The sequence below is a fragment of the Priestia sp. VA7 genome (assembly GCF_055710015.1).
The window spans coordinates 1,139,109-1,153,434 of record NZ_JBVQPN010000002.1; the positions used below are offsets into that span (position 1 = coordinate 1,139,109).

14 protein-coding genes and 3 pseudogenes are annotated in these 14,326 nt (G+C 34.3%); 10 read left to right on the forward strand and 7 right to left on the reverse strand.

Translation table 11 applies throughout. From position 1 onward, the window contains the following. Positions 1 to 51 precede the first annotated feature (51 nt). Together AC0C45_RS12270 and AC0C45_RS12275 are read left to right on the forward strand one after the other, a co-directional pair. Positions 52 to 606 (forward strand): annotated as a pseudogene (locus tag AC0C45_RS12270) (helix-turn-helix domain-containing protein); the annotation flags it as partial. Between the two features lie 188 nt (positions 607 to 794). Continuing rightward, positions 795 to 1,286, forward strand: coding sequence for a DinB family protein (locus AC0C45_RS12275; RefSeq protein WP_171777417.1), 492 nt, complete (start codon positions 795 to 797; stop codon positions 1,284 to 1,286). 105 nt (positions 1,287 to 1,391) lie between these two features. Here AC0C45_RS12275 and AC0C45_RS12280 read toward each other — a convergent pair whose 3' ends face one another. Then, entirely contained in the window at positions 1,392 to 1,718 is a 327-nt protein-coding gene (locus AC0C45_RS12280) for an antibiotic biosynthesis monooxygenase family protein (RefSeq protein ID WP_047933402.1), read from the reverse strand. A 192-nt stretch (positions 1,719 to 1,910) separates the two neighbouring features. On the opposite strand from AC0C45_RS12280, the gene AC0C45_RS12285 reads away from it, so the two are divergent. The 4 genes and pseudogenes from AC0C45_RS12285 (at position 1,911) to AC0C45_RS12300 (ending at position 4,950) form a co-directional block, all read left to right on the forward strand. Continuing rightward, entirely contained in the window at positions 1,911 to 2,477 is a 567-nt protein-coding gene (locus tag AC0C45_RS12285; protein ID WP_257063210.1) for an RBBP9/YdeN family alpha/beta hydrolase, read from the forward strand. A gap of 24 nt (positions 2,478 to 2,501) precedes the next feature. Beyond that, positions 2,502 to 3,035 (forward strand): annotated as a pseudogene (locus AC0C45_RS12290) (NADPH-dependent FMN reductase); the annotation flags it as partial. Positions 3,036 to 3,592: 557 nt separating this feature from the next. Next, positions 3,593 to 4,033 carry an aspartyl-phosphate phosphatase Spo0E family protein gene (locus AC0C45_RS12295; RefSeq protein WP_307597222.1) on the forward strand — a complete coding sequence of 147 codons (441 nt, stop codon included), beginning with the start codon at positions 3,593 to 3,595 and terminating at the stop codon, positions 4,031 to 4,033. 773 nt (positions 4,034 to 4,806) lie between these two features. Further along, a complete protein-coding gene (locus tag AC0C45_RS12300) occupies positions 4,807 to 4,950 on the forward strand; it encodes a hypothetical protein (protein WP_168797090.1) in 144 nt (47 codons plus the stop codon). Positions 4,951 to 5,456: 506 nt separating this feature from the next. Here AC0C45_RS12300 and AC0C45_RS12305 read toward each other — a convergent pair. Both AC0C45_RS12305 and AC0C45_RS12310 read right to left on the reverse strand, forming a co-directional pair. Beyond that, positions 5,457 to 5,903, reverse strand: a pseudogene (locus AC0C45_RS12305) (STAS domain-containing protein); the annotation flags it as partial. 77 nt (positions 5,904 to 5,980) lie between these two features. Continuing rightward, a complete protein-coding gene (locus AC0C45_RS12310; RefSeq protein WP_047934108.1) occupies positions 5,981 to 6,187 on the reverse strand; it encodes a hypothetical protein in 207 nt (68 codons plus the stop codon). A gap of 417 nt (positions 6,188 to 6,604) precedes the next feature. Between AC0C45_RS12310 and AC0C45_RS12315 the strand changes: the two genes are divergently transcribed. Together AC0C45_RS12315 and AC0C45_RS12320 are read left to right on the forward strand one after the other, a co-directional pair. Next, a complete protein-coding gene (locus AC0C45_RS12315) occupies positions 6,605 to 8,290 on the forward strand; it encodes a NucA/NucB deoxyribonuclease domain-containing protein (protein WP_051975617.1) in 1,686 nt (561 codons plus the stop codon). A gap of 231 nt (positions 8,291 to 8,521) precedes the next feature. Then, positions 8,522 to 8,665 (forward strand): anti-repressor SinI family protein, encoded by a 144-nt coding sequence (locus AC0C45_RS12320; protein WP_080743179.1) that lies wholly within the window; start codon positions 8,522 to 8,524, stop codon positions 8,663 to 8,665. A gap of 148 nt (positions 8,666 to 8,813) precedes the next feature. Here the strand turns inward: AC0C45_RS12320 and AC0C45_RS12325 are convergent, their stop codons facing one another. From AC0C45_RS12325 to desA, 3 genes are all read right to left on the reverse strand, one after another. Continuing rightward, positions 8,814 to 9,671, reverse strand: coding sequence for an STAS domain-containing protein (locus AC0C45_RS12325; RefSeq protein WP_034652969.1), 858 nt, complete (start codon positions 9,669 to 9,671; stop codon positions 8,814 to 8,816). 742 nt (positions 9,672 to 10,413) lie between these two features. Beyond that, on the reverse strand, positions 10,414 to 10,545 hold the full coding sequence (locus tag AC0C45_RS12330; protein WP_074684494.1) for an FbpB family small basic protein: 132 nt from the start codon (positions 10,543 to 10,545) through the stop codon (positions 10,414 to 10,416). A 428-nt stretch (positions 10,546 to 10,973) separates the two neighbouring features. Beyond that, a complete protein-coding gene (desA, locus tag AC0C45_RS12335; protein WP_047934550.1) occupies positions 10,974 to 12,026 on the reverse strand; it encodes a Delta(5) desaturase DesA in 1,053 nt (350 codons plus the stop codon). A 913-nt stretch (positions 12,027 to 12,939) separates the two neighbouring features. Between desA and AC0C45_RS12340 the strand changes: the two genes are divergently transcribed. Further along, positions 12,940 to 13,143, forward strand: coding sequence for a cold-shock protein (locus AC0C45_RS12340; protein ID WP_047934552.1), 204 nt, complete (start codon positions 12,940 to 12,942; stop codon positions 13,141 to 13,143). A 283-nt stretch (positions 13,144 to 13,426) separates the two neighbouring features. On the opposite strand, the gene AC0C45_RS12345 is transcribed toward AC0C45_RS12340, so the two are convergent. Beyond that, complete coding sequence (locus AC0C45_RS12345) at positions 13,427 to 13,630, reverse strand: cold-inducible protein YdjO-related protein (RefSeq protein WP_047934554.1); 204 nt, start codon at positions 13,628 to 13,630, stop codon at positions 13,427 to 13,429. A gap of 284 nt (positions 13,631 to 13,914) precedes the next feature. On the opposite strand from AC0C45_RS12345, the gene AC0C45_RS12350 reads away from it, so the two are divergent. Then, the coding region (locus AC0C45_RS12350) for a DEAD/DEAH box helicase (protein ID WP_472928161.1) at positions 13,915 to 14,326 on the forward strand (412 nt) is incomplete at its 3' end.

Sequence of the window (14,326 nt, forward strand, 5' to 3'; positions counted from 1 at the left end):
GCGTTGTATTTGAGATGATTAACCTAATAAAAGATAGGAGGTCATTACTATATGACGTTTGGTGAAAAACTTTTTAAATTAAGAAAAGAAAAAGGTCTCTCACAAGAAGCTTTAGCTGAAAAGGTAAATACATCAAGACAGGCGATTAGCAAGTGGGAAAATGGCCAGGGCTTTCCGGAGACTGAAAAGCTGTTGTTGTTAGGAAATATATTTGAAGTCTCAATTGATTATTTGTTAAAAGATACAGTCGTACAAGAAAGCAACACTGAAAAAGGCTATTATGTAAGTAAGGAAATGGCTGAAGGATTTTTAGCCTTTCAAGGGAAAACACACAAATATGTATCTTTGGGAGTTAGTTTGCTCATCCTATCGACCATACCTTATTGGTTGTTCGATCCAAACAAAGAACTTTCTACATTTTTAATTATTCTAATTGCTACTATAGGAGTGGGCGCTCTCGTTTCTGCGGTTTTGTTAGGAGGACATCAATATAAGGTACTTAGTAAAGAACCTCTGTTACTGGATCATCATTATGTAAAAGAATTATCTCTAAAATACGCTCATACTAAAAAGAAGTATGCTGTTGTAATGATTGTAGGTTCTTGTTTATCTATAGAATTTAAACTTAGTCAAAAACCATCGTTTTTGGGGAATGGTTTTTGACAGTTGTTCTTTCTCAGTTAACGCGACTTATGATAAACTAATCTTATCGGAATTTTCAGAATAATGGAACTCCCATTGTTCCGTTAAAGGGCCAGTTTAAAGGAATTAAATTAAATTGGAGGGAATAGAAAATGGATGCAAAGACACTTTTGTTACAACAATGGGCAAGCTGCTTAGATGAAGAAGACTGGTTTCCACCACTTGAAAAAGTGCTAGAGGATATTACTCTTGAACAGGCAGTTTGGAAACCAGCTGATGGGACAATGAATTCCATTTGGGAATTAGTTTGTCATTTACTTTTCTATGAAAAGAGACTTCTGATGCGATTTCTTGGTGAAACAGAGAATGAACCACAGGCAGAAGATAATGGATCTACATTTCGATTACCAACTGAGACGGTTCAAAATTGGAAGGAAACAAAGCAAGAATACTTTTATGTTCATCGTGAACTTGAAAAAATACTAGCAAAATCAGAACATGAAGATTTGTATAGACAGATCCCTGGAGAACGATCATTAGTGCTTGAACTGAAGAGTTTAGCAATGCACAACGCATATCATATTGGGCAAATTGTATTCCTAAGTAAAATGCAAGGAGCTTGGGCAGCGAAACGCAGCTTTTAAAAAAGCTTCATTAGCTTTACAGTTATTTCATTATGGAGGGCTTTATTGGAATAAGAACGGGAACATCCAAATCGGACGTTCCCATATTTTATACCTAAAAAATAATTACATCTCAAAAAAGCTATGTCTTTCAACTTTACAAACTCTAAAAGAAAAATTTTTATACCATTCCGTTTTCCCTTTGTTTTGTGGTGCAATATGAGCTGAGTTTTCTTTCCAAGCTTTTATCGACTCTAAAGAATCCCAATATGAAACTGTGATTCCTAAATCTTTATCTCTGGCACTTTCTACTCCTAAAAATCCTTTCTGGTTAGAAGCGAGTTCTACCATTTTATCTGCCATTACTCCATATCCCTTATCTCCTTCAGTTCTCTGCGAAGCAAAAATCACTGCAAAATAAGGTGGTTCAGGGGTTTTTGCGATTCCAACCATATGCATTTCCTCCTTGAAAAGTAAAATCAAATCCAATATAGTAAATTTTAACATAATTCAGATTGTCGGCACTGAAAAAGATCTTCGTTTAAAAGATTCTTTTAACTGCTCATTCAAATGCTTATCCTACCATATCGGTCTAGATTAGTAATATACTGGTTTTACATCTATAAAAAGAAAAGGGGATTAGCAATGAGAAAACAAGTATATATTATCCATGGATATGGAGCCTCACCATCTAATCATTGGTTTCCGTGGCTAAAAGAAAAATTAATAGCAGATAATCATCAAGTTTCGGTTCTTCACATGCCAAATTCGTCCGATCCCAAGAAAGAAGAATGGTTGGAAACATTGGCTAATAAAATAAAGAATTTAGATGACAACACTTATTTTGTAGCACATAGCTTAGGATCTATCACGCTATTGAACTATCTAGAAAAATTAAATCCGTTACCAGGGTTTGGAGGATTTATTCTTGTTTCTGGCTTTTCTGAACGATTATCATCTTTATCTTCACTAGATCCTTTTACAGTTAAAGAAGTGGATTATCAAAAAATAATTTCTGCAACTAACTCACGTGCTGTTATTGCTGCAAAAAACGACTATATTGTTCCTTTTCAATTAAGTCAAAGTTTATCAAACCAATTAGATACATCATTTTATCCAGTTGAAAAGGGTGGTCATTTTCTAGAAGATGATGGTTTTATTGCTTTCCCATTGGTTTATGATATTTTAAATAATATGATGAAAACCGTATAAATAATGAGGGAATAGGGTGATACCATGAATAAAAACAGAATAAAGATACTCGCAATCTCAGGGAGTTTGCGTAAAAATTCTTCCAATACAAATGTTCTGTATGCTATTTCTAATCTAAGACCTGAAAATATTGATTTTCAATTTTATGAAGGATTGGGACTTCTTCCTCATTTTAACCCTGAAATAGATACTGATAGTCCTCCTGACCCTGTTAAGGACTTACGTAACCAACTGAAATTAGCTGATGGTGTAATAATATGTACACCAGAATACGCTAGGGGAGTTCCAGGGTCCCTAAAAAATGCTCTTGATTGGATTGTATCCTCGGGAGAATTTGTGAATAAACCAGTAGCTGTTATTAGTGCTTCTTCACGTAGTTCAGGTGGAGATAAAGCTCACGAGTCCATTTTACTTACATTAGAGATGATTGAAGCGAAAATCCCAAAAGAAAGCACTTTACGAATTGGTGCTGTAGGAACCAAAATCAATAATAAAATCGAAATCTTAGATTCTACAACGAGTGAACAGTTAAAATCGGTATTGAATTCTCTCATTAATAAGCAAGTCCCCGTCTCCTCTAGAGCTAGACTTCTAAAGGGGACTATTTTTCATGGTGAAAAACTTCTGAATACCTACACCTACATATTATCTAATCAAGGTTTCTATTTTCATGAGTCGTCGTCTTAGAGTTAGAGGTAGGTTCTTTGCCAAGTCTAGGCTTCCAATTTCCTAACTTATTTTTTAAGTACTCCTTTAAAAAATCACGTTTCTTTTTTCGTCTTTTATCTCTGTTTTTCATAAAAGCTCACCACCTTTAGGTTACTGTTACTTAATAGTTGCAATTTATCCTTATTATAAATATGGTGAAAAACCCACTCTTTATGCTGAATTATAAGTAGGACATCTTACTACTAGAAAGTACACTTTTTTCGGACAGATAACTCATTAATGTCTGCAATTTTTGTATTTTATTGTGATTTTTTGATATGTTTTGTAGAAACCGTTTTCATTTTAACTTATATTGCTCATAATATCTTTTGTTGGCTCTATCTTTTTATTATGGACCTACTAAATTTCCTAGAGACTGAAAAATTTCGATGAGGTGAGAAGAAACTATGTCAATGATAGTTCATCCAGTAGGTCAAAAAGAAGACTTACTAAAGTGTATTGTGAAAAAAAGAAAAGAATTAATTGATCTAGGTAGTAATTATGGATTTTTAGATAAAAGAACAATTAAGTGTAGTCAAGATTTAGACAAGCTTATAAATTTACATATGAAATCTTATTCTGGTTCAACTAACATGTTTTTAGATAACGGAGGAGATCTACCTAGAATGAGACACTCTTATGGTAATTATAAAGGTAGTGATTTCAAATATGAGGTAAAAGCCGTTGAGTTTGCAAGAAGTAATATTCGTATCTGTTCTGCCCAATTGATTGCTCATTCAAATCTAGCAACATTTGGAGTATGTACTGCTTTAGTTTTAGTTGGTAACGGAACTAAGGCAGGTTTTGATGCCCTTCAAAATTTCCGACGGTTAACAACTCATTCGTGAAAATCTGTCTTTTCTAACGCTTTAAACTAAGTTTACTTTGTATATGTAAAAAGAGAAAAGCCACTGGGCCTAATCAGTGGTTTTTCTTATGTATTTAAGTTATATGTCTAAGATCAAAAGATCTTAATTTTTAAGATTTTCACATCTTGAATGAATGCTCTTTCCTTTGTAGATATATCTAATTTAGCTAATTTTACAATTTTATCTGTATCCTTAACAGATTTTATCAGGGCAAAGCCATTAACTATTTTATTATTTTTTAATACTGATTAGTCCAACTTAAACATTTGTAGGTTTTCCGGCTTGTTTTTTAACATTATAGTTACCTCTTTTTTAGTAATTCTTATGGCATTAATTATACGTAGTCTAGTGTATATTTCTATATGTATTATGAAGGATTATTTGTAATATATATATTAAATACTTTTTATTACAAAAAAACAAAGACCCTATATCAAAACATGGTTAGAATCTCTGCTTTTTTTATATAAATGCTGAAAAAAGACTACCTCTTCTAGTCAAAGAGGCAGCCTTTTTCTAACAGTGATTGAAATGTTGTGTTGACGCTTTGTTGTATCTTGATTAATTTGCCCTAGGTAGTAAAAAATATGTATATACATAAAAAATTGAGTGTATTTTAAATTTTGTTTAAATTTATGTTTTGAAATATACAAGAAAGGGAAAAGTAACTTGATTTTATTCCAGATGAATTTTGAATAAAAAAAATGATTAATATGTTGAGTAAACTATGATAGTGAATCTGGAGGGAAGGTATGTCAATTAATAAAGAAGTTTTATATCGTGGTAAAAGATTTAAGATTATTCATATTTATAGTTCTGGTTATTGTGAGCTTAGAAAAATTAACGACCCTTTCAAAGTAGAGCTAGCTTTATTAAATGATATCCTACTAACATGATAATGGTTGCTGCATATTTTTATTTTCCTAACCAAACTGACTCAATTTGATTTTTGTTATTAAATAAACATATTAATCATTTTTTGATAAACACAGAAACCAAATTCTTAATATATAAAGGATTTGGTTTCTTATAATGCCCACTATGCTAACTAAAGTTTTATAGCATATACAGCCTGAAAACAGAAAAACCTACTGCTTATACAGTAGATTTTACTCCAATATCATCCAATGCATTGAAAGCCTTAGAACTTCTTGAGTAGTTTTTTAAACTATCATTAATTATTCGTTTTATAATCATAAAAAAAAGAAACAGATCAAAAAAACTGTTTCTTGTAAAATTCCAATCCAGATTAATACATTACCCTTTCGATTAAGAAATAAAACATAATTATTTTATATAAAAAAAACATAAAATGCAGAAAAGAGTTTGTTAGAGAGTCTGTAATAAGAATAAATCTATTTCCAGCATGACAAACCAAGAGCGAAGGACGTTTGACCAATTTTTACTGGAGAGATATTTGAATATCAGAGTCTAGTGCTTGAGCAAGGTTCGATTTAATTCTTATATTTTCAAATGAAAGACCAAGTTGAATAGCTGTTTGGGCAACTTCTGGTCTAATACCAGATAAGGTAGACTTCACTCCAAGTAGACCAAGGGCATCAATTAATTGAAATATTTGATGCGCAACCATTGTGTCAACAGTAACAACCCCTGATAGGTCAATGTAAAGGTGAGCAATACGTTTATCACCACATTGCTGTAACGTACTCTCTAAGATTATTTTTGCTCTTGTAGTATCAATATCTCCAACCAGTGGCAAAAGCGCGATATCTTTTTTTATGGTGATGACCGGTGAACTTAATTCATGAATCATTTCTTGTTGTGCTTTTAATTGAAGGGAGGAGGTTTCCTGAGCTGCTGTTATAAAGTTTAATATGGTAATGTCAAAAATTCGAATGACATTTTCATTCCATGCGTTTATCAGTTTAGGATCAATAAATCCTTCATATGTACTTACGAACTCTTCTATACAATCACAGTATTGCTTACGAATACATTACAGATATATAGACGAAATTCATAATCTTGTTCTTTTAAGGTTTGAATAACTTCAGGATCAGTAGAAGCATAAACTCCTACAGCCTTTTTTTTATCTAATGAATCGTACCATTCTTCCGTTAGGCGTTTAGCGTTATCCAGTAAAAAGGTACGTAACTGTTCATTGTGATTCAATTTTGTTCTCCTTTCACTTCATTTATTTACTCTAATACTAATCGATTAAGCGATTAGTATACTTACAAAATGATAAATTAGGAAGGATAGTAGAGTCAAATATTCTATATATGTAATTAGCTGAACAAGCTGTCTGTGTTGTTCCAAAATGGCACCCGATTGTGGAGAATTTTTATAAATAAAAGAATTCTTTATATGACCCATTTTTCCTAGTACGCTATCCAACATGGTAATTATTGTAGGTTTTTGGTTTCATTTTCCTTAGAGTATATTGTGGGAAAAATTTTTTTGTAGTATCCTATCATCGATTTGGATGCCATCGAAGTAATGAACCTAGTTTATTGTTTGCAAAGAAAATTCCTCTAGTTGTTTCTAAGACAACATTTTATTCCAAATCAAAAATAAGGGAGGGATAAGATGTCCAGGTTTTATAGACGTATCGTTTTATCTGTACTTTTTTTGTTTTTGGTTACAGGAATGATTTCACCGGCACAAGCGCAGTCTGATTCAAATGGCGGGGGTTATTGGCTCCCAAACAACAAGGAGAAGATTGAAAAGGCAACTAAACTTATGAAGCAAGGCAAGTCAGTTGAAGAGATTGGGATCAAGCAAGATCAGATCCAGAAAAAAGAAGGCATCCAGACATTAGATAAATTGATGGAGGAAGACCAGCAAAGTGACACAACATACAGAGCGAACATAGCGCCTCCGATTAAGACAGCAGCCGGATGGACACCCCCTGATTTCGACTATGACCATATCCTTACTACGGAAGAATGCCAGAGAAGTCCAGACAGCAGTTCAGAAACAGGGTATATTAAGAACCGGTATTCCTTCTGTTGGTCCCACGTCGCCACATATCAAGTCCCAACAAAATGCATTGGTGGGTTCTGTTTTTACGAAGGCGTTCAATTTCAATTCACTGAAATAGGTTATGGCTCCAACCAAAGCCGAAAAATGAGGGTCTATTATACACTTGATGATATCCTCGTTACTCATCCATCCTTGAATGGAGCCAAGTTGAAAATTGATATGGTATGTGAATCCAAGGTGAACGCAGGTGACTGTAAAGAGGATCCTGACTTTCCGCCGACGGAACGAACAATCGCCCAATGGAAAAACACAAACTTCAGCACAGAAATTTTCACATCAGAAGCACCTCCACCAACTGACGCAAACCCTGATCAGTTAGGGTACATGGAATTTTGGCCAAAACTTACCCTTACACATGCGCCAAGGAAATTCAAAAAGAGCATTGATGGTATTAAACAGACCGTTCGTTACGATTCTGCAAAATATATGTTTGCTTTCCCTGATCAATATTTCTGGCAAGGAGCCGTATTCAGTAAAGCCACACCAATCTTCAATGTTCCGGTCACAAAGCCAGAATTTTCGATGTTAGCCGAAGCTGGACAACATTGGAAGTTTGCGATGGATCATCCAGATCAGACGAAGCCTCAAATGGTTGGAAAGAAAATACCGGGAGCTGTGGGAGACAGCACACTGACACGGATGTATACGAAACGTCATCAGGATGGATATAATCGCAATAGGAACAAGACAAGAAGGACTTGTGACAGGGAATTCGGAGATGAGGATCGGACCGGCAAACAGTGTGACGAATATCCGTTTGCTTCCACCTGGGAAGGTTCGGCGACCAATGGATCGGATAATTTTTCAGTAAGAATGATTTCAAGCGAATCGAACGGTGCTGCAGGGACATGGCTTGGTGCCTGGTACGCCTATGACAGGATTCTAGATGGGGATACTTTCAATGTGCAGGTTGAAGCCCCTGAGAAAATAGCGACGATCCGATCGGAAGGCCAGCCTCAGGACGGACAGGATAACCGATCAAGTGATAACTTCACGATCGGGAACATTCCTTCTTATGCGACCAAGTTACAATGGAAAATCGTCGATGGTCCTACTAATGCGAAATTCGATGTCATGAAAGACATCAGCTTCGGCATTGACGAAACGATCTTTAATGACCTTACAGACGGATCTGAGACAGAAATCAAAACGAGCGAAGATTTCTACGTCGCTAGACCGGAAAACACCGATGGAGAAAGCTTCACTGTCGAGGTTTATGCCATCCCATAATAATAACTTAGAGGCTGTTCTCTAAGTATGTAACACTTAAAGGCAGCCTCTTTTAAACCATTAGAGAATCAGATCCAAACCTACTGTTTCAACAGCTACCTATGGTCGATTAAAGTAAAGAGGATTAACTATTTAGTTGTAATATAGTGGTTGGTCACTATAAAACAAGATTTTAAGTTGAAAACAACAGGTGAATGATAAATAATTATTTATGTGGGAAGGTGTTCAATTATGAAGAAGTCTACAGCAGTTCTACCAGAAGAGTGGATGAGGTTAGTTAAAGACGCAATGAATTTAAATGTGAGCAAAGAAGAATTTAAACAGTTTCTAGAAGAAAAATCTCAAAATAACACTACAGCAAAAAACATTAGATAGCTTCTATATCTAATGTTTTTTTGCTGTCACTAAATTTATTTACTACCTAAGAATGCTTTTTTAACAGGCATTTTTGTGCGTTTGAATAGTAAAAGGCTATCATATGAACAATGTATAAAAAGCTGTATATTGAAGAATATCTATCCTCTCAAGAGTCTTTGTCCTCTAAGGAATCTATGGTTAAATTTAAACCAAGAAGTGCTTGTTCTAGGTTTGCTTTTATAGTTATTTTGCTAAAATCAATTCCAAGTTGGATCATTGTTTGAGCAACTTCAGGTCGGATACCAATTAGTATCGTTTTTACCCCAAGAAGACCTAACGCCTCTACAATTTTAAAAATTTGATGGGCAACCATGGTATCTACAATCATCACGCCAGAGAGGTCGAATAGCAAGTGTGATAGCTGTAGTATATTTGCTTTCTCTAATGTTTCTTCTAATAAAAGCGTGGCTCTTTCCGGATCTACCTCTCCAACAAGAGGGAGTACAGCAATGCCTTTTGTAATTGGAACTACAGGTACTGATAATTCAAGGAAAGCACTCTTTGCTTTTTTTAATGTTTCATGATGAATATTCACATAAGTTAAACTAAAAGCAAAAACAGCTTTATCTAATAAGGGATCAATAATTGAGCTTAATTCAAATACTGTATCTATTGACATATTATTCTTTTTTATTTCTTCTTTAAGTATTTCCCATATGAATGTTCGATAATAGGTTGTATCTTCTAAGGCCTCATTAAGAGAAACCCCTAAATTTGATGCAAATTCTCCTGATTGCTTTCCCCATTTCACTATCTGATCTAACAGTGTTTTTTGATCGAGCTTTTCCATGATAGCCCGTCCAAAATAGCTGATGAAGTTTGCTCTCAACTCAATAATCTCTTCATCTGTAAGATTAACGTCTTTTACTTCTTTAAGGTCAGCCCTTCTATGTACGTGTACCATTTTTGCAATTTCATATTTTTTTTCTAAAATTTTCTCTCCTAGAAAGTGTAGATTATCCATTGTAGTCTGTCCTCCAGGCTTAACTTCTGTAAAAAAGTTGTTTTAACTATTTTATCATTTTAAAAAAGAGTACGTAATTAAGTATGCAAGATAATTGGATGATTTCAAAGGTAACAAAAGTCATTAATTCCGGTAACATTGATTATGTTAACTAACTTTGTATACCATATACGGCCTAAAAAGAGAAAAAACTACCTTTAACTAAGGTAGTTTTCTCTACACACATTTGTTGTTAGGACGATGTTTTGTAACATCATGAGTAGTCTGCTCATGATGTTATTTATTATTCATTTTTATAATTATTAAATAAAAAGAAACAGACTTGTTAGGAAGTCTGCAACTGCAACAAGAAATTATACAACAGGTATTGTATATGATCCAACGAACTTTAGCAGTCTGCCCTATTGAGGAGATTCTATACTTTATTAACCTTATGTTAACTAAACATGTACAGCATAAAAACAGAAAAACTACTGACCATGCTCCAGTAGTTTTTTCTGTGAGTAGTGAGTAATTAGAAGTTGTTTTTGAAATCATATATTGACCTCTGGATTAGTTTGCTCAAGGTGCTATTTATTATACGATTGTAATTTTTAACATTTAAAATAATGGATACATAATTAGTTTTTTAAGATAATTAGATTGTTCCCAAGGTAGTAAAAGTCATTTTAATTAACTCTTTAATTTTGAGAATTCGCTTTATGTTAACTAGCTCTATAAACTACAAATAAAGCTAGCTGTGTTAAGCTAGCTTTATATTTTCATGGCGTTTTTCTATAAGTTTTTCAAGCTTTTCAATTGCTTGTTTATCTTTAAGCAATTCTTCTTTATTCTCTTTTACTAGATCTTCAAATGATTTTGTATGCTTACGCATGTTAGCACTTCTTTCTTTTGTATTGGATCGCTTTAACTATACCTTATCTAGGAAATTTTAGGTAATAAAACAACTTCACTATTTACAATGGTTCCCGTACAAAATAAGTATATCCTATTTATTTTCTCCAATTTTGAATTTCGATAAGATTCCCTTCAGGGTCTTTTGCAAAAACAATAGTTATAATAGCAATATCTCGGTACTTTTTCAACTATCTCCTCCACTCTTGGTACAAAAACCAGAACTTCCTGAGTGATGATACTAAAAGACGAAAAGAAATGATTTAATAGTAAGAAAATCTGACAAAGTGCTCAATTGAAAAAGCCCGAATAAGGGACACTTTTTATGTAGTGACCCTTATTCGGGTTATAGTTCAGCTAATCCAGGTATTTTTTTATTAAAATTGAATGATTTTATCGTATGGATATTCAATTTTTATCGAGGTTTGGTCTTTTGTTATTCAAATTCACACGCGATTTTTCATTGTCTAGTAGATGCTTAATTTCTTTGAAGCTTACAAAACGTTTATTTTGTTGATCTAAAAGTCGAAAACGAAGAGACTTCAAGCTTGTGCTTAGTGTAATGGTTGTTGCTTTCTGTAATGGTGGCGTAGACTCATGCGCCTTTTCTAAATTATAGTTTGGAACTCTTGGAGCCAAATGATGTACATGATGGAAACCAATATTACCTGTTACCCATTGTAAAACTTTAGGAAGCTTGTAATAGGAGCTACCATCAACCGCAGCCTTCACGTAATCCCACTCCTTTTCGTTTTCAAAGTAGGAATCCTCAAATTGATGCTGTACGTAAAATAGCCAAATTCCAAGTGATCCTGCTACAAAGAGGATGGGAGCTTGAACGAGCAGAAAAGCTTGCCAACCAATGCCCCAACATAAAAGTGCATACACTGCAACAATTGAGAAATTGGTTAAATATGTGTTCAAACGTTCCTTTCGTTTCGCGTCTTTTCGGTTCAAACGGTTAGAAACGAAGAAAAGATAGATGGGACCTAATCCAAACATAACAATTGGATTGCGGTAAACTCGGTAAGCCAACCGGCCCCAGTAGGAAGCTGCAACATATTCATCAACTGTCATGACCCACACATCACCAGTTCCTCGTTTATCTAAGTTGCTGCTCGTGGCATGATGAATCGAGTGGCTTCGTTTCCACTGTTCATACGGAAACATGGTTATAACCCCACTGATTGTACCAAGGATATTATTTGCTTTGCGGCTTTTGAAAAATGATTGATGACAACAATCATGGAAAATAATGAAGATTCGGACGACGAACCCGGCTGTAACAATAGCTAATGGCAGGGTTAGCCAATAAGAAACGGACAAACTTTTACAAGCTAGAAACCAAAGTAGTAAAAACGGTAGGAATGTGTTTATTAATTGCTTTATACTCGATTTCGTATTGGATTTTTCAAAAGGTGCTACATTTTTTCTTAATTCAGTCGTTTTTTGTTTGCTCATGTGTTCCTCCTTACATCTTTACCATATTTAATATACAACTCTTCTTTACATTTATAGTAGAACATAGTAGCTGGTAACAAAAGATATAAACGTCAAGTAACTAGTATGACAACTGTCATACATGTGTGAATGTATTTTCTTAATAAAAGGAAAAAGTGTGTGGGAAAAAATCAGTTTGATTAAAGCATTAGGATTATTGTAGTCCTAGCTATGTAATGGTGCTTGTAAGCCTGTATCTTACCAACAGGTTTTGAGCCACTATTTTTTAAATATATTGCGAATAAAAAACTACCTCCTCTAAATGATGACGAGGGCCGGTAGTTTTTCAGAGCTATGAATGTTCAACTTTTGTTCATTTTGGTATAAAAACTCTTTAACAATTTCATCATATCACGCCCCGATGTTCTAGACAGTTTATCATTATCTTCATGTGTACTCACATACCAGCTGCCCTTGTCATCTTCATTTAATCTATATACCTTACCGTTTCTACTATCTGTATAAAAGTCTCCATCCTTCAGTCTCAAACGATCCCCCCTCTACCACGTATATACCCTGTATTGTACCCAAGATATCCATTTTATAAAAAATTTCATCTACACAAAAACAGCAGGTCTCTTAACACGCTTACTATTTTGTATGTAAGCTACATATGTGGAAAGTCAATTGAATTTATTTACTCCTAGTAGATCTTAAATTAATCTTTTTACAATAGGATTTCACGCTTGAAAGGGTCATTTTTCCTGTATTTGCTATATTCGGTTTTATATGTTACGATTAAGTTAATTATTTTTGTTCGGTGTAGGATTAAGAGAAGAGAAATCTCTTCCATAGAAATTTTCATCTTAAGATAGTATAGTTGGACAAGGGTAGTAATATAAGTGTGGAGTATTCTACACTAGGAGGCAATATTATGGAACAAGGTACAGTGAAATGGTTTAATGCAGACAAAGGGTTCGGTTTTATCGAAATCGAAGGAGGAGACGATGTATTCGTACATTTCAGCTCTATTCAAAGTGAAGGCTTTAAATCGTTAGACGAAGGTCAAAAAGTAACGTTTGATATCGAACAAGGCCAACGTGGAGCACAAGCTGCTAACGTTCATAAAGTAGCATAATTAAAATGAGTAAAAAAGACTCCACCTGGGAGTCTTTTTTTACTTTTGATTCCGTTAGCTAGCAAAAAGCGTATTATATCTACTTTTAAAATCTAGATATAATAGAAAAACCAGAGTTTTAAGTCTGGTTTCTAGATAAAACGAACGGTACAAGGTATGGACTAGTTATACCACATATTAGAAATATAAAGCAAATATCGCGTGTTTTTTTGGTAAGAAGTTTAATTTCAGTTAAAGAAGTGCCAGAAATTTTTTAGGGATTTATCCAAAAGGCAGCCATAAATTATTTTTGATGGGGATTAGGTGACGCATCTAAAAGTCGTTTTTCAACTCTCATTTTATGGCCACATAAAGGACACTTTTGTCGATTTTCATAAGAGAAGTTTTTTCTCATCCAACCATTACACTCTTCTGACTTACATTCCCAAATCATTGTTTGTTCTTTTGGTAAGGGTTCTTGATCTTTCTTCCTATGGTTATAATACATAACTACATCATCCTTCCTCCTAAGTAGTATACCTTTTAAAAAAGAAATAGTAGGAACCATATCTTTCTAAATTACATTACTCTTTACAGGTACTATAAGAATTTATAAATACACGTAAGCGCGGATAAAATAAGGCATGAGTTCGTCTTGTACAGATATGTTAGAACAAGATATTCGTGGATAGTAACACTGATTTACCATACACAGGAATGAATAAGCAGAATCTCTGGTTAAAGAGTACCTTTCTCATTTCTGAATTAAGTAAGAGAAGGAGCACGAAATAGTTGAAAAATTTTTCTGATTTCCATTTAAGCAAGGACATTGAAAAGGCCATTCATAACTTGGGGTTTGAAGAGGCTACACCGATTCAGGCTGAAGCTATTCCGATAGCTATGACGGGTAAAGATCTAATTGGTCAAGCTCAAACAGGTACTGGCAAGACAACAGCTTTTGGTATCCCCCTTATAGAACGAGTTGAGCTTTCTGAAGAAGCAATTCAGGGGATTGTGCTAGCGCCGACGCGTGAACTGGCGATTCAAGTAGCTGAAGAGTTAAATCGAATTGGACAGGTAAAAGGAGTTAAAACATTACCTATTTATGGGGGGCAGGACATTAATCGTCAAATCAAGGCCCTTAAGAAAAGGCCTCATATTATCTCAGCAACTCCTGGACGTCTTATGGACCATATGAAAAGAA